General features: G+C 60.8%; 22 protein-coding genes and 1 tRNA gene. 14 read left to right on the top strand and 9 right to left on the bottom strand.

The window, feature by feature from the left end; genetic code table 11:
• Positions 1–494 precede the first annotated feature (494 nt).
• From wecB to NW858_RS08275, 4 genes are all read left to right on the top strand, one after another.
• Positions 495–1,622, top strand: a complete 1,128-nt coding sequence (gene wecB / locus NW858_RS08290; RefSeq protein WP_414335074.1) for a non-hydrolyzing UDP-N-acetylglucosamine 2-epimerase — start codon at positions 495–497, stop codon at positions 1,620–1,622.
• A gap of 110 nt (positions 1,623–1,732) precedes the next feature.
• On the top strand, positions 1,733–2,302 hold the full coding sequence (locus NW858_RS08285) for an ureidoglycolate lyase (RefSeq protein WP_414336795.1): 570 nt from the start codon (positions 1,733–1,735) through the stop codon (positions 2,300–2,302).
• Positions 2,303–2,953: 651 nt separating this feature from the next.
• Positions 2,954–4,078 (top strand): cell division protein FtsZ, encoded by a 1,125-nt coding sequence (ftsZ, locus tag NW858_RS08280; RefSeq protein WP_414520273.1) that lies wholly within the window; start codon positions 2,954–2,956, stop codon positions 4,076–4,078.
• Positions 4,079–4,147: 69 nt separating this feature from the next.
• Positions 4,148–5,119, top strand: coding sequence for a D-alanine--D-alanine ligase (locus tag NW858_RS08275; protein WP_414520269.1), 972 nt, complete (start codon positions 4,148–4,150; stop codon positions 5,117–5,119).
• A gap of 19 nt (positions 5,120–5,138) precedes the next feature.
• On the opposite strand, the gene NW858_RS08270 is transcribed toward NW858_RS08275, so the two are convergent.
• Positions 5,139–5,630, bottom strand: a complete 492-nt coding sequence (locus tag NW858_RS08270) for a hypothetical protein (RefSeq protein WP_414509240.1) — start codon at positions 5,628–5,630, stop codon at positions 5,139–5,141.
• 159 nt (positions 5,631–5,789) lie between these two features.
• On the opposite strand from NW858_RS08270, the gene bchM reads away from it, so the two are divergent.
• Entirely contained in the window at positions 5,790–6,455 is a 666-nt protein-coding gene (bchM, locus tag NW858_RS08265) for a magnesium protoporphyrin IX methyltransferase (protein ID WP_414520268.1), read from the top strand.
• Between the two features lie 171 nt (positions 6,456–6,626).
• Here bchM and NW858_RS08260 read toward each other — a convergent pair whose 3' ends face one another.
• The 4 genes from NW858_RS08260 to NW858_RS08245 all read right to left on the bottom strand — a co-directional run bounded on the left by NW858_RS08260 (position 6,627) and on the right by NW858_RS08245 (position 10,056).
• Positions 6,627–7,355 (bottom strand): HEAT repeat domain-containing protein, encoded by a 729-nt coding sequence (locus NW858_RS08260; protein WP_414520267.1) that lies wholly within the window; start codon positions 7,353–7,355, stop codon positions 6,627–6,629.
• A gap of 93 nt (positions 7,356–7,448) precedes the next feature.
• On the bottom strand, positions 7,449–8,207 hold the full coding sequence (locus tag NW858_RS08255; protein ID WP_414520266.1) for a peptidylprolyl isomerase: 759 nt from the start codon (positions 8,205–8,207) through the stop codon (positions 7,449–7,451).
• 72 nt (positions 8,208–8,279) lie between these two features.
• Complete coding sequence (locus tag NW858_RS08250) at positions 8,280–9,035, bottom strand: hypothetical protein (protein ID WP_414335156.1); 756 nt, start codon at positions 9,033–9,035, stop codon at positions 8,280–8,282.
• Between the two features lie 82 nt (positions 9,036–9,117).
• Positions 9,118–10,056 (bottom strand): DUF1517 domain-containing protein, encoded by a 939-nt coding sequence (locus NW858_RS08245; RefSeq protein ID WP_414335157.1) that lies wholly within the window; start codon positions 10,054–10,056, stop codon positions 9,118–9,120.
• Positions 10,057–10,270: 214 nt separating this feature from the next.
• Here NW858_RS08245 and NW858_RS08240 point away from each other — a divergent pair, with 214 nt between their 5' ends.
• The 3 genes from NW858_RS08240 (at position 10,271) to nusB (ending at position 14,250) form a co-directional block, all read left to right on the top strand.
• Positions 10,271–11,128 (top strand): Cof-type HAD-IIB family hydrolase, encoded by an 858-nt coding sequence (locus tag NW858_RS08240; protein ID WP_414335158.1) that lies wholly within the window; start codon positions 10,271–10,273, stop codon positions 11,126–11,128.
• 11 nt (positions 11,129–11,139) lie between these two features.
• Positions 11,140–13,302: an ATP-dependent helicase gene (locus tag NW858_RS08235; RefSeq protein WP_414520265.1), complete on the top strand. Its 2,163-nt coding sequence runs from the start codon at positions 11,140–11,142 to the stop codon at positions 13,300–13,302.
• Positions 13,303–13,395: 93 nt separating this feature from the next.
• The gene (nusB, locus tag NW858_RS08230) at positions 13,396–14,250 is read left to right on the top strand and encodes a transcription antitermination factor NusB (RefSeq protein ID WP_414335161.1); all 855 of its coding nucleotides are present in this window, start codon (positions 13,396–13,398) and stop codon (positions 14,248–14,250) included.
• A 5-nt stretch (positions 14,251–14,255) separates the two neighbouring features.
• Here nusB and NW858_RS08225 read toward each other — a convergent pair whose 3' ends face one another.
• On the bottom strand, positions 14,256–14,699 hold the full coding sequence (locus tag NW858_RS08225) for a DUF29 domain-containing protein (protein WP_414335162.1): 444 nt from the start codon (positions 14,697–14,699) through the stop codon (positions 14,256–14,258).
• Positions 14,700–14,835: 136 nt separating this feature from the next.
• Positions 14,836–14,907 (bottom strand) — tRNA-Gly (locus NW858_RS08220).
• A 103-nt stretch (positions 14,908–15,010) separates the two neighbouring features.
• Between NW858_RS08220 and ssuE the strand changes: the two genes are divergently transcribed.
• The 3 genes from ssuE (at position 15,011) to NW858_RS08205 (ending at position 16,578) form a co-directional block, all read left to right on the top strand.
• Positions 15,011–15,538 (top strand): NADPH-dependent FMN reductase, encoded by a 528-nt coding sequence (ssuE, locus tag NW858_RS08215; RefSeq protein ID WP_414335163.1) that lies wholly within the window; start codon positions 15,011–15,013, stop codon positions 15,536–15,538.
• 143 nt (positions 15,539–15,681) lie between these two features.
• Complete coding sequence (gene secG, locus NW858_RS08210; protein WP_011433676.1) at positions 15,682–15,921, top strand: preprotein translocase subunit SecG; 240 nt, start codon at positions 15,682–15,684, stop codon at positions 15,919–15,921.
• A 12-nt stretch (positions 15,922–15,933) separates the two neighbouring features.
• Entirely contained in the window at positions 15,934–16,578 is a 645-nt protein-coding gene (locus NW858_RS08205) for a YqiA/YcfP family alpha/beta fold hydrolase (protein WP_414509233.1), read from the top strand.
• Positions 16,579–16,587: 9 nt separating this feature from the next.
• Here NW858_RS08205 and NW858_RS08200 read toward each other — a convergent pair whose 3' ends face one another.
• A complete protein-coding gene (locus NW858_RS08200) occupies positions 16,588–17,664 on the bottom strand; it encodes an ABC transporter substrate-binding protein (protein ID WP_414335166.1) in 1,077 nt (358 codons plus the stop codon).
• Positions 17,665–17,854: 190 nt separating this feature from the next.
• On the opposite strand from NW858_RS08200, the gene upp reads away from it, so the two are divergent.
• The 3 genes from upp (at position 17,855) to NW858_RS08185 (ending at position 20,283) form a co-directional block, all read left to right on the top strand.
• Positions 17,855–18,544, top strand: coding sequence for a uracil phosphoribosyltransferase (gene upp, locus NW858_RS08195; protein WP_414335167.1), 690 nt, complete (start codon positions 17,855–17,857; stop codon positions 18,542–18,544).
• A gap of 88 nt (positions 18,545–18,632) precedes the next feature.
• On the top strand, positions 18,633–19,598 hold the full coding sequence (locus NW858_RS08190) for a hypothetical protein (RefSeq protein ID WP_414341833.1): 966 nt from the start codon (positions 18,633–18,635) through the stop codon (positions 19,596–19,598).
• Positions 19,585–20,283: a tetratricopeptide repeat protein gene (locus NW858_RS08185; protein WP_414349106.1), complete on the top strand. Its 699-nt coding sequence runs from the start codon at positions 19,585–19,587 to the stop codon at positions 20,281–20,283. The genes NW858_RS08190 and NW858_RS08185 overlap by 14 nt, the downstream gene beginning before the upstream one ends.
• Positions 20,284–20,358: 75 nt before the next feature.
• Here NW858_RS08185 and NW858_RS08180 read toward each other — a convergent pair whose 3' ends face one another.
• Positions 20,359–20,505 carry a hypothetical protein gene (locus tag NW858_RS08180; RefSeq protein ID WP_414336774.1) on the bottom strand — a complete coding sequence of 49 codons (147 nt, stop codon included), beginning with the start codon at positions 20,503–20,505 and terminating at the stop codon, positions 20,359–20,361.
• Between the last annotated feature and the right edge of the window lie 129 nt (positions 20,506–20,634).

Raw genomic sequence — 20,634 nt, 5'->3', positions numbered from 1 at the left:
TCTGTTCGTCGCCGACCGAGAGAGCCACCCAAGCCAGAAGCTATTTGAGAAAGCTCTCCTGCCCCTTCGCGTTGGCGAAACGGGATCCTCTCAAGCGACGACTGAAGCTGTCAGCGGGAAAAAGGAAGACACCAGTAGGATGTAGGTCTCCAAGGATTTGATCCCCGAAGAGCGATCCTTGCCGGCCAGTGCTACAACTGCCAGAAGCGTCCATGGTGTTGAACGTTTTCCTCCAAGAAAGTTGAACCGGAACAACCCGGACAGCCTGAAGAGGATCTCTTCAGCCCTTTTTAGGCTAGTTGCCAAAGGGGGATCCCGTCAACCTTTTTCTGTCCGGCATATCCGGTGAACGATCAGCGGAGTGGCTGGGGAGCTAAGATCGGGGTAAGTGAACAAGAGAGCACAACCTCTTCCGGGTTCTGCTCCCAGCCTGACTGAGCAAAATCCCTATCCTGGCGGCTTGTGAGCTTGGGGAAACCGCTGCCCATAAACCTATGGCCACCCTTCCCCTGGTTTCTGTGATCTTGGGCACGCGGCCCGAAGCCATCAAGCTGGCCCCGGTGATCCAAGCCCTGCGCGCCAGTCCCCATCTGCGCACCGAGGTAATCTTGACCGGGCAACACCGGGAGATGGTGGATCAGGTGATGCAACTTTTTGGCCTGCAGGCGGATCGGGATCTAGGGATCATGCGTCCCCGCCAAAGCCTGACCGATATCACCGAAGCCACCCTGCGCGGCCTTGAGCCTTATTTTCAGGAGCGCCAGCCCCAACTGGTTCTGGTGCAGGGCGACACCACCACCGCCTTCGCTGCTGCTCTGGCCGCTTTCTATCAACGCATCCCGGTGGGGCATGTGGAAGCCGGCCTGCGCACGGATGATCTCTACCATCCTTTCCCCGAAGAGGCCAATCGCCGCCTCATCTCCCAGTTGGCCAGCCTGCACTTTGCCCCCACCCCCCAGGCGGTGGAGAACCTTAAGCGCAGCCACGTGGTCGGCTCCATTTACTGCACCGGCAACACCGTCATCGATGCCCTGCTGCAGGTGGCCTCCCTCGGGCTCCCCTGTCCCATCCCTGGCCTGGACTGGGAGCGCTATCGGGTTTTGTTGGTTACCGTGCACCGGCGGGAAAACTGGGGGGATCCCCTCACAACCATCGCCAAGGCCCTGCTGCAACTTTTGGCCGAGTTCCCCGATACCGCCCTTCTGTTGCCCCTCCACCCCAACCCGGTGGTGCGGGATCCCCTGCAGGCCCTGTTGGGATCCCGGGAGCGGGTTTTTCTCACCGATCCCTTGGACTATCCCTGCTGGGTGAGCGCCATGCAGCGCTGCACCTTCATTCTCAGCGACTCCGGCGGCATTCAAGAAGAGGCGCCAGCTTTGGGCAAACCGGTGCTGGTGCTGCGGCAAACCACCGAACGCCCGGAAGCCGTTGCCGCCGGCACCGCCCGCCTGGTGGGCACCCACCCCGAAAAAATCCTGCAGGCGGCCCGAGAATTGCTCACGGATCCCCAGGCCTATGCCCGCATGGCTCAAGCCCAAAACCCCTTCGGCGACGGCACTGCCGCCCGGCAAATTCACCACATCATCGAGCGGTGGCTTAACTCGCAAGGCCCCAAAAAATAAACAGGAACTGAGGAAGCCCAGACCGTTACTGGGAAAACCGTTTCTTTACCTGTCGCTTTTATTAAGATGGCCAGTTAAATGGACTCTGAAGCGAACAAAGAGCAAGAACCATGAGCACAACTGCCACCACCGTTGTCCGGGTGCCGATTGTGGAGGCAACCCCTGAAAATGTGCGGCCCTTTGGCCAACTGCTGGGGGACGATGTAGCCCATCCCGGGTTGGGGATCCCTTTTTATCAGGGGCGTGTTTTAGAAGGGCAGAACATTGACTTTCAATACACCGGCAAGGCCGTCATCCGCACTGCCAAGATCCTGCCCGGCTACCCGCCTGTGCTCTGGTTGGAGCGCCACCTGCGCATGACCCAGTTGTTTGTCGGCCTGGGGCAGGAGCCGTTCATCATGGTGATGGCTCCCCCCAACCATCCCAAAACCCTCCCCGATCTCGACAAAGTGCAAGCCCTGCGATTCCCCCCTGGGCACGGGCTGCTGCTGCACCGCGGCACCTGGCACGATTTCCCCGTCGCCGGCGAGCGCCCCGTTGTCGTGCTGACCGCCAACTCCGAAGAAGTGGTAGAGGCCCTGGCCAGCATGACGACGGCCCAGGAAATGGATCAGGGGGACGTGTTTAAAATTTCCCTGCCCCAGCGGCTGAACGCGGAGATCCATTTGCAGCCGCTCTAAGCCCATGGGCGGATCCCTGACGGCAACCCTCCCCCTGACTCTTTCGGCGCGGAAGCCTTCGGGTAGTTTGTAGAATACCCAAACCTCAGCATTAAAAATCGGCAAAAATTGGCGGTTGGTCTGCCAGGCCCTAATTGGGAGGGGTGAGTATTATCGAATACTCTGAAAAGAAAACGCAAGGTTAGCTTTTAGGCAAGCGCAAGCTCGGCTCCGACCGAAGCGCGCTGGGAGCAACAGTTTGCCCTAATTTGGGATCTATCTACTAGGTGTTCGGGAATACATACCCTTCGATAGGAACCTCGCTTGTACAAAAGAGGAAGCTTAACTGCGAGAGAAGATTCATAGGCAAAGTACGAAAGCTGCATCCGCCTATGAAGATCCACAAACGTCTTCACCGTTGGCATCGGGGGAGAGTTGCCTTATATTAAATCAGCTAGCATGCTCGATATTTGCCAGAATTAAGCTATCTTGAGGGCTGACATGCCATCCAGCAATTGGTCAGACTTCCATCCCCCCAATCCTGGGCAGGGTTTGGAGCAAGCCCAGTCAACGCCTTCCCCCTGGAGTGAGCGCTACGTGGGGGAGGACTCTCAGGTCGAGTACGAGAGAAACGGAGCCCAGACCAAGGCGGCGGATCATCCAGAGGAGAACATGCCGAGCAATGCCGCGAAAATTAAGGTGGTGGGCGTAGGGGGGGGAGGTGGCAACGCGGTCAGTCGGATGGCGGCCAGCAACCTCAAGGGTGTTGAGTTTTGGAGTATCAACACGGATGCTCAGGCCCTTGCGCAGTGCTCGACATCAACGGTGAGCCGTCTGCAAATCGGGCAAAAGTTAACCCGCGGGCTGGGGGCAGGCGGCAACCCGGCCATTGGTCAGAAAGCCGCCGAAGAGTCCAGCGAAGAAATTGCAGCAGCTCTCAAAGGGGCAGATTTGGTCTTTATCGCCGCCGGCATGGGAGGGGGCACAGGGACAGGGGGAGCGCCTGTGGTTGCCCAGATTGCCAAGGCCAGCGGCGCCCTGACGGTGGGGGTGGTGACGCGGCCTTTTTCCTTTGAGGGCAAGCGGCGCGCCAAGCAGGCCGAAGAGGGGATCCAAGCGCTGCAGGAGGCGGTCGATACCCTGATCGTGATCCCCAACGACAAGCTGCTCTTGGTGATCTCCGAGCAAACTCCTGTGCACGAGGCTTTTCGCGTCGCGGACGATGTCTTGCGTCAGGGGGTGCAGGGCATCTCCGACATCATCCTCATCCCCGGCATGATCAACGTGGATTTTGCCGATGTGCGCAGCGTGATGGCCGATGCTGGCACCGCCCTGATGGGCATTGGCATGGGATCCGGCAAGTCCCGCGCCCGCGAAGCCGCCATTACCGCCGTGTCTTCTCCCCTACTGGAAACTTCCATTGAGGGGGCCAAGGGCGTGCTCTTTAACATCACCGGCGGGCTGGATCTGTCATTGCACGAGGTCACAGTAGCTGCTGAGATCATCGCCGAGGCTGTGGATCCAGAAGCCAACATCATCTTCGGCACCGTGCAAGACGAGCGTATGCAAGGGGAGGTGCGCATCACCGTCATCGCCACTGGTTTTGACGGATCGCGGGCCGCCGCCAGCGCTTCTGCACCCAAAGCCTCTGTCGCCAACAAGGTGGGGGTGGGGACGCGCAAGCCCACCTTTCCTAGCCCTGAGCCATCGCCTCGGCAGCCCCCTGAGCCTGAGCCCCCTGCTTCCGGGGGCTTGGACATTCCCGAGTTTTTGCGCCGCCGCCGCCCTCCTTCGTAGGGTAGAGTGGGGGGATGCGGCTATCCTGGTGCCGGTTGCTGAGAGTGGGGAGTGCTTTGGGGTTAAGCCATGAACATTGTTGTCTTGGCAGGGGGTCGTTCGGCAGAACGTCAGGTTTCTTGGGTAACGGGCAAAGCCTGTAAGCGGGCTTTGGAAGATTTGGGCCATCGGGTGAAGCTGATCGACCCGGAGGAGGATCTGCCGCTGCGCCTTTGGCAGGAACAGCAGGCCGGCTGCGACTTCGTCTGGATTGCCCTGCACGGCCCCGGCGGCGAGGATGGGGTGGTGCAGGGGATGCTGGAGTGGCTGGGCCTGCCCTACCAGGGATCCGGGCCGTTGGCCAGCGCTCTGGCCATGGACAAGCTGGTGTCCAAGCAGATCTTTCGCGGCGCAGGGATCCCCACCCCTGAGTGGCTGGTCTGGGATGAAGCGCAACCGCTCTCCTGGGCCGAGTGCGTGGCGCACTTGGGATCCCCGCTGGTGGTGAAGCCCAGCAACAACGGCTCGACGGTGGGGATCAGCATTGTCCAGGATGAGAGGTCATTTGCTCAGGGGCTGGAGTTGGCCAGCTCGGTCTCCTCGCGGGTTTTCCTGGAGCGCTACATTCCCGGCAAGGAGATCACCCTCTCCATCCTCTCCGGCCAGGTTCTCCCGGCGATTGAGATCATCCCCGCCCAGGGGGATTTTTACGATTATGAAGCCAAGTATGCCCCCGGCGGCTCGCGGCACTTGATCCCCTGTTCCCTCACGGGGTCAGGATTGGCCCGCTGCGAGGCGGCAGGGCTGAGGGCCTATCAGGTGTTGGGATGTGAGGGCCTGGCGCGGGTGGATCTGCGGGTGGATGCCGACGAGAACCCCTGGGTGCTGGAGGTGAATACGTTGCCCGGCATGACCCCCACTTCGCTTTGCCCTGATGCGGCAGCGGCGCTGGGGTGGACGTTTACGGAGCTGGTGGAGCGGATGCTGCAGGATGCCCTGCAAAGGGCGGCTTCGACTCGCCCAGCCCCGTCTGGATCCCGGCCTTCACCACAGCCGGCTTGATCCCCAGCCAGGCTGCTTTCTAGAGAAAGAAAAGGAGCAAAACCGCCACCCCCATCCCGACCATCAGCACTGCCGGCCACAGCCAGGCAATAGGGGATCCGCCTTTGCCAGCAGCTTTCTTGCCGGGATCCTTTTCTTTGGGCTCAGGCTGGGGGCCGGCGGAATCGGGAGCAACCAGCGTCAGATCCTGCAGCAGCCGATTGCCTTGCTTTTCCAGCACGAGCGTAGTCTCCTCAGCGCCCAAGAGAGGATCCCGCAGCGGCTCGGTTTGCTGCCACTCGTATTCGGAATGTCCCGAGGTGCGTCCATAGACCGTCACCTGCTCCAGGCCGGATGGGCCAAATGCCTCCAGCGCGGCTCGCACCTGTTGGGTGAGATGGGGGTAGTCGAGCTGGGTTTGCGGGGAGCGGTTGAGGAGAACGTGCAAATGGCCCTGGCGACGTTTGACGGCAATTTTGACAGGGACAGCCAAGCTGGCCTGCAACGCCTGGGCAATCTCAGCTTCCGTCATTGAGTTTTATTCCGGTGAAGGCAAGTTAATTCTAATACAGGCATGGGACAGGCGCTGGGAGTGGCGGCAGCGGCTTCGGGGTAAAATGTAATCCGCATCCCCAATCTGCCCGCCCAGGAGTGATTCCCCGGCAGATCCCGGCATACAACTAGCAGTCTTATGCAAGAAAAAGCCATCGTCCGCAACTATTTCAACACGGTCGGCTTCGAGCGCTGGCGCCGCATTTACGGCAACGAGGAAGTCAATTTCGTCCAAAAAGATATTCGACTGGGCCATGCCCGCACGGTCGAGACGGTGTTGCAATGGCTGGGGGATCCCTCCGGTTTGCGCATTTGCGATGCCGGCTGCGGGGTGGGCAGCCTTAGCTTGCCTTTGGCCGCCCGCGGGGCGCAGGTGTTCGCCAGCGACATTTCCGAGCAAATGGTCAACGAAGCGCGTCGCCGCCAACAGATGGAGCTGGGATCCACAGACAACCCCCAGTTTCAGGTTTTGGATTTGGAAGAACTGACGGGGGAGTACGATGTTGTCGTCTGCCTGGATGTGATGATCCACTATCCCGAAGCCGAAGCCCTGCGCATGCTCAGCCACTTGACCCGCTTGGCCAAATCCCGGTTGATCTTCAGTTTTGCTCCCAAAACCCCCTGGCTGACGCTGCTGAAGAAAGTGGGGGAGTTTTTCCCCGGCCCCAGCAAGACCACCCGCGCCTATCAGCACCGCGAGGCGACGCTGGTGGGCCACCTTGCTGAGTGGGGCTGGAAAGTGCAACAACGGCAAACCATTCAAAGCCGCTTCTACTTTGCCTGGCTGCTCGATCTGGTTCGCTGAAGCCGTCGCCCAGTTACAGTCGTTTCCAATGGCAATGAAACCGTTCGTTGCCTCGATCCCTAACTCCCCTCTCCCTGAGGGAGAGGGGCTGGGGGTGGTCGCGTTAGCGGCGCGGAGCGCTTGGGCTGACTCCCTGAGGGAGAGGGGCCGGGGGTGGTCGTGTCAGGTAGCTTACTTAAGGTTATCCAGTTGCTCCGGCAAGTCGGGATCCGCTAATTTTAGGAGGGCAAGCCGCGCATCGTCCCGCACTCCCCAATCGGGATCGCGGCTGGCGCTTGTCAGCAACTGCCTTTTCAACATCGCGTAAACGGTGGGATCCTCGAGAGCCAATTTCACCTGTTGCCCGAGGATCCCCAAGCTCCAGGCACAGTTGCCGCGGACTGCCGCCACCGGATCGTGGGCCAAACCCCGACAGAGGGCTGCCGCCACCTCTTGCAAGGCCGGGCCAGACAACACCTGAGCTTGAGCCAATTGTCCGAGGGCGCTGGCCGCCCAAAGCCGCACTGCCGCGATATCTTCGGCCAACACTTCCAGCAACGCCGGATAGGCGCGCGGATCTTTGGCATTGCCCAATGCCCACACCAACCCTTTGCGCACATAGCCGTTCCAATCCCGGCGCAGGCCTTGGATCAGCACTTCCACCTCAGCGGGATCCGGATTGCGACCCAGGGCATAGGCCGCTCCCACCCGCACCAACGGGCAGGGATCCCTGAGCAAAGCCAACAGGCGCGGGATGGCGCGGGGTTCTTCGATCTCACAGAAGGCGCGGGCCGCCTGCATCCGCAAACGGGGATCCGGATCCTGCAACTGCTGCAGCATCCGCTCCACATCCACCTCCGGCGGCGAGTGAGGTGGCAGCTCGTCTAGGGGTTCAAGAGGAGAAAAAGCGTCTTCATGCATGAAAAGGCGCCCACAGGTTGGTGGAGAGGGCGAGCACAAAACTCTCCCCTCCCCAAGCCACGACAGCCGAACCAGCAGCAGAGCTGCTGCCTATCATAAACCGCCGGGGGCCGCCGTCTGATCTGCTCCTGCTGGATACCTGAGCAAGTCCGCTCCTTCCGGCACCCGCGCCGAGCGGATCACATCCCCCACCTGCAGGCGCTCCACCCACTCCATGCCACTGGTGACATAGCCGAACACGGCATAGCGCCCATCCAGGATCGGCAGAGCAGAGAGGGCGATATAAAACTGGGAAGAAGCCGAGTCGAGAGGGCTGGAACGGGCCATGGCCACCGCCCCCAAGCGATGGGGCAAGGCCAGCTTGCTCAGGGCGATGGGATCCTCGATCAACGTGTTGTAGCGGGGGTGAGGCTCTCCGCGCACCTGGATCTCCAGAGGGATGGTGCGCAAGCGGCTGCTGCCCGGCTCTGGGGCGCCGCCGGTGCCATCTCCCCGCGGATCCCCGCCCTGCACCACAAAGGGCTGGGGATCTTTCTCCACCCGATGGAAGGTGAGACCGTTGTAAAAGCCCCGCTGCACCAAATCCACAAACTGGCCGGCGGTAAGGGGCGCCTCCTCTCCGCGGATCTCCAAGAGGACCTTGCCCACTCCTTCAGCAGTTTGCACCTCTAGCTCCACCACTGCCTTCCCTTGCAGTTGCGGGCGATGGGCGTAGGCCGGCGGGATCCCAGATGGAGAGCCAGAAGAGGGGGGCGCACTGCGACAAGCGAACAGACCGAGACAGAGGTACCCCAAAGCTAAGCCCAATCCCACTCTGCCGCGGCTCATTCGCCCCAGCTTGGCGAATTTCATCTGCCCCTTCTCCCTTTTTCTTTATCGATCCAACCTTCCACGGGGATCCCTCTCCAGACAAAAGAGAGATATCTAGATCCGTTGCGACAACCCCAACTGCAAGGTAACGCTGCGAACGCCGTTGCTCACGCCCACCCCGTAGGGGCTGATGGAGATGACTCGCCACTCTCCTTTCACCGCCTGGCCGACCGGCACCTGCCGCACCACGTTGTCCACCAAGATCAAGGCTTTAGGGGCACCCGGATCGTGGATCAACCCCACCAACTTCATCTGGGGCGGCGGTTGAGGCGGGATCCGCGCCGGCGGAGCAGACCTTCGAGCGGCAGGAGGAGCGCTGGCTGCCGCTGCAGGGATCGTTCTCGCCGCCGGCTTGGCCACGACCTCTCCGCTGGGCTCCTGAGAGATAACCTTTTCAGGCAGATCCAGGCGACCTTCCTCCTCTGAAGCCGAGGACGGCTCTTGGGCTGGCAGGGAAGCGGAATAGGCAGGCCCAAGCGCCTCGACGAGATCGGGATCTCTTTGCCGAGGTGGATCGGCCTGTGAGAAAACCCCTGATCGCGGGCGCAGAGTCATCCAAAAAGCCAGCCCCGCCACCAGCGTGGCCGCCAAAGCTAAACCCAGCAGCAGTCCGCCGCCAGCCGAAGAACGGCGGGAAAGCAACGGGGGGCGCGTACCCAAATAGGGATACTCCTCCGCTCCCTCTGCCTCAAGGCTGTGCTCCAGATCCCCAAACAGCTCATCAAACAGAGAATCTGCCTGCCTCGCTTGGCCAGACCATACCCAAGGAGAACGACGGCCCCTGGCTGCTGAAGTATCCAACCCGGACATAGAACCTCTCTGGCCTCACGGTGGGGATCCCGAGGCGTTGAGACACTCAGCCGACTGTTGCCGTCTCCTCAGCCCAGCTCCCTCACAGGAGCCGCATTTCCGGGTACTCGGTCAACAGCGCCTCCGCCGACAGGGTGTCTCCCTCCAACTGCGGCGTCCACAGCACCTCGATGGCCACAATCCGCTCGGCCGGGATGGCAGCCAACTGCATCAGACACTGCCGCAGCTCCGCCACGGAATTAACTACAGGTAGTGTACCCAAGTTGCCACGATACGCAACCAATAGAGTTACCACCAGGTATTCGCCCACGTCCGGGATCCCAGCAGCAGCGCGCTTCAGCGCCGCTTGGGGAACCTGTTGGATTTGGTTATTGCGGTTGGTGAGGGTTTCGGCGCTAAACTTGCTGCGCTCTTGCAAAGAGGCTTGGTAGAACAGGGATTCGGCGCGGGGGAGGGGCAGCTTCTCCACCTGGGCATGGCCGTAGGCCCAGTAGTCGCTGTAGCGCATCAGGCTCAGACTGACATTCTGCAACAGTTGGCTCAGCCCCTCCGGCGACTGGGTGTCTGATTCCAGAGCCAGAGCGTTGATCTCCTTTTGCAGTTGCCGGGCGCTGGCCAGCAGGCCCACTTTCACCTGGGCCACGGTTACCAGCGGGTCGCCAACCCCGTCCTCTCCATCTTCGGAAACAGCCGAGCGCAGGCTGCGCACCAAAAAGCTGCCGGCCCCAATCAAGAGCAGCAGTGTCAGCAGGCCGCCACCGCCCCCCCAGAAAAAGGGCACCACCAGGGGGAACCCGAACCCACCCCCATAGCTGGGGTACACCGGAGCCGAGCGAGGGCCAATGGAGCGGGGCGCAGAGAACGTCGGAGACCGGAAAGAGCCGCCCCCAATACGACCACCACTGCGGGCCCAGACGGCGCTCACGGGGGCCAAAGCCAAGATCAAGGCCAGGGCAACGGCTAGCAAAGGCCGGCAGACGCGACCAATTCGTTTCAGCATGTTCACGGTATTTCTGTCCATCACGGGGCTAGTCTTCCTCAATTGTATGCTCTTTCCTTAAACAGCAGAGGGCAGGGATCCGAACCCTTTAACCGGCCATTTGAACCATTGCTAATCCCCGTCGATTGACCTCTCAGCATCCAACTCAGGATCACTTCAATCTGGCCTATTGAGACTATCGACGGAGCCGACCGCAGTCGTGTTAGGGTCTGGGAGGTTGCCAGGAGGAGGGGCAATGCAAACCGGAGCAGAGGCTCAAATCCAAGAGCAAAAAAAGGAAGGGGGATCCCGGAGGGACATTCGGCTGTTGGTGGTGGACATCGATGGCACGATTGCCGGGCCTTCCAACCAGGTTTCGGAGCCGGTGCAGCGGGCCATTCAAAAAGCCAAAGCCGCAGGTGTGCGGGTGGCGATTGCGACGGGTCGGATGCATCGCTCTGCCGAGCGGTTTCACCACGCCATTGGGGCCGATATGCCCCTCTGCAGCTATCAGGGGGCGCTCATTCGCGATCCCGACAGCCAAAAGACCTTAAAACACTGGAGCCTGGACTGGCGGCTGACGGAGGAGCTGTTGCAGGTGCTGCAGGATCAGCCGGTGGGGGTGCACCTCTACATCGATGACCAGCTCTATGTGCGAGAGCTCAGCCCCCTCAGCCAAGCCTATGCCGAACGCTCCCAGGTGCCGCTCCAGATGCTTTCCCCCGCCCAATATGGGCAAAGCCCCACCAAGATCCTGGCTGTTTGTGAAGATACGGAGTTTTTGCAGGCATTACAGGGATCCCTGCGGCGGCAGTATTCTCCTGAGCAGCTCTACCTCACTCGCTCGGAGCCGATTTTTTTGGAGGCCGCCCATCCGGCGGTGAATAAGGGCAATGCCGTTCGTTTTCTGGCAGAAGAGCTGCTGGGGGTGTCGGCGGATCAGGTGATGGCCATCGGCGATGGCGACAACGACATCGAGATGCTGCGGTATGCGGGGATCGGGGTAGCGATGGGGAATGCCTCGCCGGCTCTGCTGCCCCACGCCGATTGGGTGGCTCCCCCCGTCAGCGAAGATGGGGTGGCGGTGGCCATCGAGACTTTTATTCTCAACTAGGCAGGGAGCCGATGGTGGGTTTGGCTGCTTCTCCTTTTCCCCAAGTCACGCTGCGTCCAGAACAGCAACGGGCATTGGCGTATCGTTCGGGACCTCTGGGGATCGCGGCAGTCCCGGGGAGCGGCAAGACGTTCATCCTGGAGCTGCTGATTGCCGACCTCATCCTGAATCGAGGGATCCCGCCGGAGCGCATCGGGGTGTTCACCTACATGCGGTCGGCGCGGGGCAATCTGATCAGCCGCATCAACCAACGCCTGCAAGAGGCGGGCTATCCGGAGCGCTTTACCCAAGCTTTTACCTTGCATTCGCTATCGCTGCGGGTGTTGCGGGAGGCCCCTGGCCTTTGGGAAGAGCTGTCCATCCTGGAGGGATATGAACAGGAGCGCCTGCTCAGCCGTCTCTGCCGCGCCTGGCTCGCCCACCACACCCACCTCTGGGAGCCGCTGATTCCCCCCGACGATTCCCACCAGAAGGTGGTTCGAAACCGGACGCGGTTTCGGCGTAGCTTCCAGCAGATGGTGCAGGCGGTGATCAGCACGGCCAAGAATCTGCGTCTGGGGCCGGAGCAGATCCCTGCCGACAGGGAGGGCTATCTGGGCTGGGCCGCCCCCCTCTATGCCGCCTACCAGGCGGAGCTGCGTCGCCTGGGCAAGCTGGACTACGACGACCTGGGCTGGCAGGCGGTGGAGCTGATCGAGCGCGACCCTGTGCTGCGGCAGCAGGTGCAAAGCTGGTACGACTACCTGTTCGAGGACGAGGCCCAGGACAGCTCCCCCCTGCAGGAAGAGCTGCTGCGGTTGCTCAGCCAGCGCGCCGGCAACCTGGTGCGGGTGGGGGATCCCAACCAAAGCATCATGGGCACCTTCACCACCGCCGAGCCACGGCTGTTTCGCGCCTTTTGTCAGGCCAATCCCCGAGTAGTCTTAGAAGAGTCCAGCCGCAGCGCCCCCCAGATCCTCGAGTTGGCCAACCGCCTGGTGGACTGGGTGAACCAGAAGCACCCCATCCCGGCCCTGCGCACCGCCCTGGCTCCCCAGCACATTCGTCCGGCCACCGCTGGCGGCCAGAATCCCCCGGCCAGCGAGGGTCAGGTGGAGTTTCGCCGGGTAGCCGGATCGCCGGAAGAGGAATTGCAGGAGGTAACACGGTGGGCCCTGGCAGCCGCCCAAGCCTTCCCCGACCAGACGGTGGCCATTCTGGTCACCACCAATGAGCTGGGGGGCAAGGCCCTCGACTATCTGCGGGAACTGGGGGCGGAGCGGATGATCGATCTGTTGCGGGGCAACCCCAGCCAGCGGCGGGTGTTGCTGCAACTCAAGGGAATAATCGACTGGTTGGCCCAGCCCACTGTCCCCGCTCGCCTGGCCGCTGCTGTGGATCACCTGGCCGACTGGGCCGGGATCCCGCGCCTGGAGCTGGGGCCGATGTTGAACTGGATCCGCGCCTCGCTGCCGGAGCGGCTGCTGTTTCCCCAGTTTGGGGAAGCCCCTACTTTGCCGGATAGCCCCTCTTGGCAAAGCTTAGGCCGGCTGCTGTGTACCCTAGCCAGTTGGCTATGGGCCGGGCGTTCTCCCTGGGCAGAGGCGCTGAATGTGATTGTCCAAAGCCTCTACCGCAAGCCGGAAGAACTGTTTGTAGGTCACTACGTCATCGACCAGTTGGAGCAGGTGCTGGGATCCCTGCCTGAGGTCGATTGGCAGGAGATTGCCCAAGAATTTCAGGTGATTCTGGATCGCCACCTTAACAACCTGCCCTCGGAGATCTTTGCCTTCGACCCCGAGCCGGGCAGCATCACCGTCGCCACGCTGCACCGTGCCAAGGGGCTGGAATGGGATCAGGTGTTCATCCCCCAGGTGTCGGCCTACGAGTTTCCCGCCCAGCACGGGGAGCGACCGGTGGGGCTGAAGTTTTTGGAAGATGTAGACATGAAAGCAGAGGCCCTGGCCCAGTTGCGACAGCTCAGCCCCAGAAGGTATTGGGAGCTGCAGGCCAACTCTCCTACCGAACAGGCCTTTCTAGACTTGGCGGCAGAGCGGTTGCGGCTGCTATACGTGGGCATCACTCGCAGCAAACGGCGGCTCACCCTCTCGGTCTCCAGCCAATCCCCCTATGGCAAAGAGCAGAGTGCATCTTTGGCGTTTCGCGTGTTAAGCCGCCCTTCCAAAGCGAGTTGACAGCGAGGCCTCTGGTTCTTCCTTGCCCCGCGGCAGCCTGCTAGCATGGCTAAGCCCGATGGGGCAGTTGTTCAAAACCATGGGTATTCTGCAATGCAACCTCGGCGTGTTGCCCGCGAACTGGCCCTGCTAGGGGTCAACCAACTGCCGGCCACGGCGGCCAAACTGAGCGAAAAACAACTGGCGGACTTGCTGCTGGCAGCCATCCGCGCCCTGCAGGAAGAGACCCATGAAACTCTCTCCACGGCGGCGGCGGAAATTCAGCGCAGCGATCGCCTGCTGCACGAGAGTGATCCCCTGTTATTGGCTGCTTCTGATGCCAAGGAAGAGGGCGGATCTCGCTCCCTTACTGTCCGCCTTCAGCAGGCCCAACGACATCTGCAGCGCCTGGAAACGGCTCTGACGGAGACCAACGCCCGCGACACCGCGCCGGGAGAATTGCTGGAGCTGGCCCACCAAGCCCAAGTGGCCCTCAGCAACGCCGGCCAAGCCCTGGAACACATGGAACAGCGACTGCACAGCGTCCGCCACATCCTGGATGAGGTTGTGCAGTTGTCCCAACAGGCGGTCAACCGGCTGGGAGTTGCCTTGTCCATGCCAGAGCTACTGCACATTGCCCAATCTTCAGAAGTGCGCGCCTATGCTTTGCAACTGTTAACCGCTCTGCATGCTCACAAAGAGGCGATTGATGCTCGTTTGCAAAAGGTTTTGCTGGGCTGGCAATTGCAGCGGGTGGGTCGGATCGAACGCGATATTCTGCGCCTGGCGGTGGTGGAAATGGAGATCCTGGCCAGCAGCCCCGTTAAGGTCGCCATCAACGAAGCCGTAGAATTGGCCAAAAAATACGGGGATCCGGAGGCCGCCGCTTTCGTCAACGGCGTGCTGCGACGAGTGGTGGACAACCCGGTGGAGACCCACGGGGGCCCTGCTGCCGGTTCGGCGGGCTGAGCAGATCACGGGGGATCTTCCTTGCCAGGGTAAAAGTCGGGATCCATCACCTGCTCTAATGTGTAGGGACACTGGGCCGGCAGATCTGTCTCAGACAGGGGCGTTTCTCTCACCACCACCAGAATCCCGTCCTGATGAGCCTCTTGCAGGGCTGCCGAAAGATCGGGCTTGAGGCTGGGATTGTCCCTGAGCAACCGCTGGATCTGGCGGCGTTGTTCGGTGATCGTTGCCCGCCAACTTTTGCCTCGCAGGTGGGGCTGGAATTGCCACTTCAGCAGATGTCCTACCAGGATCCCCAGCCGGTTCAGCAATTCCCGGCGTTCTTGCCTGCCCAAAGCCTCAATTTCCTCCACCAAGTTGGCGATATCCAGTTGCTCCCACTGCCCCGCTCTCAGCAGTGCAGCTTGCTGTTGCGTCCAGGCATAGAAGTCGGACTCGTAAAGTTGCATGCTTGATTACCTAAGCGGACACCGACCCAAGAACTTCTACTGGCTCCTTGCCCCCCTCCAACTCGACATCGGCTCAGGGTAGGTTGGAACCGAATAATGATCGGGGGAAGAGGGTTTTGCTTGTCTGGTGTCAAGAAGCGGGCGATGAGACTCGAACTCACGACATCCAGCTTGGGAAGCTAGCGTTCTACCACTGAACTACGCCCGCACAGGACTGGGCCCGGCATCCTGAAGCCCTGTCCTTTCTAGTCTATCATCATCTTTCACGTGGGATCCCTGATACAACTGAGGCAGCATTCTGTCTGCAACCTATGTCCAGCATCCTCTTGCTCTCCGGTAGTCCCAGCGCTCCTTCTCGCTCGGAAGCCATTTTGCATCACGCTGCCGCGATCCTGTCGGATTTGGGGTTGACCACTCAGTTGGTTTCGGTGCGGGACTTGCCGCCAGAGGATCTGGCGCTGGCCAAGTTCGATAGCCCTCAACTCAGGGAGATCCAGCAAAAGGTGGCCCAAGCTGCCGGGATCGTCATCTCTGCTCCCGTTTACAAAGCCTCTTATCCAGGCGTGTTGAAGGCGCTGCTGGATTTGCTGGATCAAGACGCCTTTACCGGTAAAGTGATTCTCCCCATCGCCACCGGGGGAACCCTGGCCCATCTGCTGGCCATCGACTTTGCGATGAAACCTGTGTTGTCGGTGATGGGGGCCACCCATATTTTGAGAGGGGTTTACATCTTAAGTTCTCAAATTCAGTTTGATGCTGCCGGAACACTCCAGCTAGAGGCCGACATCGAGGAACGTCTGCAAGCCGGGATCCGCGCACTTGCCCAGGCGGTGAAATAATGGTCGACATTCCTGGAGAGAGCAGAGACGTCTGGGCCTGGCGACTGGATTTGGCAATGGCAGCGGTGCCGAGACAGAGTGCGCTAGGATGGGGCTTTAGGCGATAATGGCTTTGGCAACTTGCCCTACGGGGATCCTCTGCGATGGAAGCATTTTTTGAGTTTCTCTGGTCGGCCTCGGCCATCTTGCTGGTGATCTTGGTGCTGCTGCACAGCCCCAAGGGCGATGGGTTGGCGGGCATTGGTGGGCAGGCCCAGTTGTTCTCCAGCTCCAAAAGTGCCGAGCAAAACCTCAACCGCATCACCTGGACGGTGGCTACCCTTTTCCTCTCCATCAGCGTGGTGTTGGGCGCAGGTTGGCTTTCGGCAGCCACAGGGCCATAGGGATCTTTTTCCGTGTTGGCCATTTACCTGCATGGATTTGGCTCTGGGCCCCAGTCGGCCAAGGCAACTTTTTTTCGGCAGCGGCTGCAGCAGGTGGGGATCCCCCTTCAGGTGCCCGATCTGAACCAGGGCAATTTTGCCCAGCTCACCTTGACCCGCCAGATCCGGCAGGTTGGCGACCAGCTTGCCGAGATGAACTACCCTCCTGTCACCCTCATCGGCTCTAGTTTGGGGGGTTTGGTGGCCGCCTGGGTTGCCGAACAGCACCCTTGTGTGCAGCGCCTGGTGCTCTTGGCGCCGGCTTTCGGCTTTTTGGGCCATTGGCTGCCGCGGCTGGGGGCCGAGGCGGTGGAGACCTGGCAACGCACCGGACAACTCACGGTGTTTCACTATGGAGAAGGGCGCCCGCTGCCTTTGGAATACGGTTTTATCACCGATGCCCAACGCTACCCAGATGGGGCATTACGACGGCCGGTGCCCACCCTGATTGTGCATGGGATCCAAGACGAAACCATTCCCATCCAAGCCAGCCGAGACTACGTGGCCCGTCGCCCTTGGGCCCAACTGGTGGCAGTGGAGAGCGACCACGCCCTGACCGATGTGTTGGAGCTCAGTTGGCCGGCTATCAGCCGCTTCTGTGGCTGGGTGACGGGGTAGTGTTGCCGGTCAGGCAGTGTAGTAGGCAGTGCCTTTATTGACGAAGTCCAGCGTATAGGCAGCCCGGTAGTTGATGGTTGGCTCAAACACGCCCGCCACCGTCATGCTGTCGAAGAAGTCTTGCCAGCGTTGGTCGGTCATGGCGCCAATGCCTTTTTCCAGCGCATCGCCGGACAAGATGATGCCGTACTCCTGCAACTTCTCGAAGCTGTAGGCCAATTGGGCATCGGTCATTTCCGGGTTGTCCTGCTGGATCAAGCGATACGCCGGACGGGGATCCTCTAGGAAGCTGTACCAGCCCTTGATCGAGGCATCCACAAATCGCTCCACCAAGTCGGGCCGGGTCTCCACCAGTTGCCGACGGGTTTCGATGGTGGTGGCGTAGGGTTTGTAGCCCAAATCCGCCAGGAGGAAGACCACCGGCTCGAATCCCCCTTCCTGCCGGATGGCAAAAGGCTCGGAAGTCAGGTAGCCCTGCTGAGCTGAGCTGGGATCCGCCAAAAAGGGGCCGGGGTTGAAGTTGTAGGGGCGAACCTGATCGTCGGTGAAGCCAAAACGCGCCTTCAAGTAGGGCCAGTAGGTGACAAGTCCCCCTTTCGAGACAAAAATAGGGCGGCCCTTGAGCTCCTCAAAGCGCTGGGTGCCGGGGTGGGCCATGAGGATCTGCGGGTCTTTTTGGAAAATGGCTGCCACACACACCAGGGGGATCCCTTCTCGCACGGCACTGATCACCCCTACGCTTCCCCCCATGGCAAATTCGGCAGCTCCACCGGCCAAAACCTGGGTGATGTTGATGCCGGGGCCACCCATCTTGATGGTGACATCCAGGCCATGCTCGCGGTAGATGCCGGTCGCCACCGCCTGATAAAAGCCGCCGTGTTCCGCCTGGGCATACCAGTTGGTGGCGTAGGAAACGCGCTCCAGGCCGGATCCCTGAGCCACGATCAGGGTGGGAGAGGGCTTGCGCCGAGCTTGGGCACCCCCCGCCGCCAACAGGCCGCCCCCAAGGGCTGCGGCCCCTACCTTGAGAAGTTGACGGCGGCTCAGAGCCTTGGTGGTCGATTCAGAGGGCCGAGACGAAACCATGAGTCATTCTCCCTAACCTGCTTTTTACAGGATACTAAGGTGGCCAAAGACGCATGTAAACAGCGACACCCTAGCAAACCCAAAACGCTTGGGCAGATCAGTATCTCCGGCTACCGGCATTTGCAGACGAGATCCAGTGGCATGCGGTTCCATCCATTGGAGTGCTTGCTTTCTGCCGAGGTAACCCGCTATGCTACCGCCCAGATTGAGGCGTCCTCTGGTGGCAAGTCAGCAGCTTCGTGTTTACGTACCTCCTCACCCGCTCATCAAGCACTGGCTAACTGTGGCTCGGGATGTGGAGACGCCCATGCCCCTGTTTCGCACGGCCATGTCGGAGCTGGGCCGTTGGCTGACCTATGAGGCGATGCGGGAGTGGATCCCCACCCAGACTGTGCAGGTGCAAACGCCCTTGGAACCTGTTGTCGCAGAGGTCATCGCGCCGGATACCCTGCTGGGCATTGTGCCGGTGTTGCGGGCCGGCTTGGCGATGCTGGAAGGTTGTCAGGCCCTTTTGCCGCAGGCACGGATTTTTCACGTCGGCATGGTACGCGACGAGGAAACGCTGCAGGCCAGTTGCTACCTCAATCGCCTTCCCGAGCGGATCCCCGCCCAGATGCGCATCCTCATTCCCGAGCCGATGTTGGCCACCGGGGGCACGCTGCTCTGGGTTTTGGATGAGCTGAAAAAACGGGGGTCCGATCTCAGCTTGGTCAGGATTGTCAGCGTCTTGGCAGCGCCTCCGGGGTTACAGCGGCTGGGATCCCACTACCCCATGGTGCAAATTTTCTGCGCCATGATCGACGAGCGGTTGAACGACCGAGGGTTTATCCTGCCTGGGCTGGGGGATGCAGGGGATCGCGCCTTCGGCACAGGACACTAGCCACGCTTACAGTGCGGGGCTTCCCGCCGCCCTTGAACCTACCCTAGAGGGTCATTTTGGCGGTTTGGGTTGCTCAACCTGTTGGATCATGGGTAATGTTGGCGCTTTGGGCATCCCGGTCGATTGGCCTGCTTGGACTTCTGAGGGTGCCGGCGCCTTTTCCCCTCCTGCGCCTATGCGACTTGTCCTGACCAGTTTGGATGGCAGCTTGCTGGATCTGGAATCCAACAGTTATGGTGCTGCCCGACAAGCCTTGGCTGCTCTGGAGCGCCGCTCCATTCCCTTGGTGCTCTACAGCCTGCGCACCCGCGCTCAACTGGAACATGTGCGGCGGCAGTTGCACTTGGAGCATCCGTTCATTTGTGAGGACGGATCCGCCGTTTACGTTCCCGAGCATTATTTCCCGGCGGGCATTTTGGACGAACGCTGGCAACACCGTCCTCCCTACTATGTGTATGCTCTGGGACTGCCCTATGCCCGCTTGCGCAGCATCCTGCAGCAGGTGCGTCAAGATTCCCGCTTGGATTTGATCGGGTTTGGAGATTGGACTGCCTCTGAGCTGGCGGCTGCCGCCGGGATCCCTTTGGAAGAGGCAGAGCGAGCGCAGCAGCGGGAGTACAGCGAGATTTTCAGCTATTCCGGGGATCCCGAAACCCTGCGAGAAGCCTTTGCCCAGCAAGAAGCTAACCTCACCCAACATCTGCTGCGGGTACGTCAGCTTCATTTCTCCAGCCTACCGCAATGGTATCTGACCGGATGGGTGCAGCCGGTTACAGAGCCCCATTTCTCGCCGGGGGAAGAGGCGGTACGGCGGCTGCTGGATTGCTACCAACGGCATTTGGGCCCTGTTCAGGCTTTGGGCATTGGCTGTTCCCCGCCCGATGTGGCCTTTTTGCGATGGGCAGAACGAAAAGTGGTGCTTCCCAGCCCAATTGCGGATAGCCTCTGGAATGAGGCCCTGCCCCAATGGCAGTTGGCTCAGCTCCCTGGCCCAGAGGGGTGGAACGAAGTGGTGTTGACGTGGTTGGAGGAAACAGATCATGGTGGTGAATAAACAGCAGCCCGGTCATCCGGCTATCCCCCTGAGCCTAAGAGCGGTGGGATGCCTGCTGAGTTGGGCGATGGCAATGCCTGCCCATGCGCAACCGCCCATGACCCTGCTGACAGGGGAGCCGACGGTCGCCCAACTGAAGGAAGACGGAGCCCGCTATCTGCAGATGGGCTTTCATACCTTGGCCGTCAACGCCTACCGGAGCGCGATTGAACTGGAAGAAAAAACCTTGGTGCTCCCCAGCGAACGGGATCCAGACGTGCCGTTTAACCTCGGCTTGATCTATGCCCGTCAGGGCAAGCTGGCGGAAGCGCGCGCCGCTTTTCAACGCTCGGTGGAGGTGGATCCCAGTAGTTTTAAAGCCCGCTATCAACTGGCTTTGGTGGATCTCAAACTGGGGAACCTGGTCGCAGCCAAAGAGCAGCTCACCCTCCTGGCCCAGGCCGCCAGCAACAATCCCGAAACCCACCGCCATCTTCAATCTCTACTGGCCCCCCTGGAGTCTGTTCCCTTGCCCGGCCAGCCCCCGGCTCGCCCTCCAGCCGTTGAGTCGGAAGCGGCCCAGCTCTTGCCCGAACCCCAGAAAACAGAAACAGCCACCCTGCCCACCGCAACGGAGACACAATTTCCGGAGAAGGAGAAACCTCGCTCGGCTCTGCAGCGGCTACGCCAACGGGAGCTGGACTAGCTCCCTCACCGACAGCCGATCGCGCCTGGCAGTCTTCTGAAGGCATGGGGCCGGCTACCAGGGATCCCGCTTGGGCTAAACACCTCCCTTTTTGGACGCCGACTGAGGATCTTGGGTGCCTTTGGTGGTGAACACCGTGGTGAACATCATCAGCATGCCTCCCACCCAGATCAGCAGGGCCAATCCTCCGAACAGCCAATTCAGCCAAGTTTGGACTTCCATAGAGCTCTCCAGACTGCACAGGTAGCTGTAAACTACCCGACTCCGACCGCTCAGCGGTACGGAGCGGGCTTTCCGTAGCCCTGCAGTTGGCAAGCCAACCACGGGCCTCTGGGCCGGTTTACAGCGACC

It is taken from the genome of Synechococcus sp. H55.10 (assembly GCF_047502715.1).
Classification (GTDB): Bacteria; Cyanobacteriota; Cyanobacteriia; order Thermostichales; family Thermostichaceae; genus Thermostichus.
Note: the sequence above shows the minus strand (reverse complement) of the source record. Positions and strands in the feature narration are given on the sequence as shown.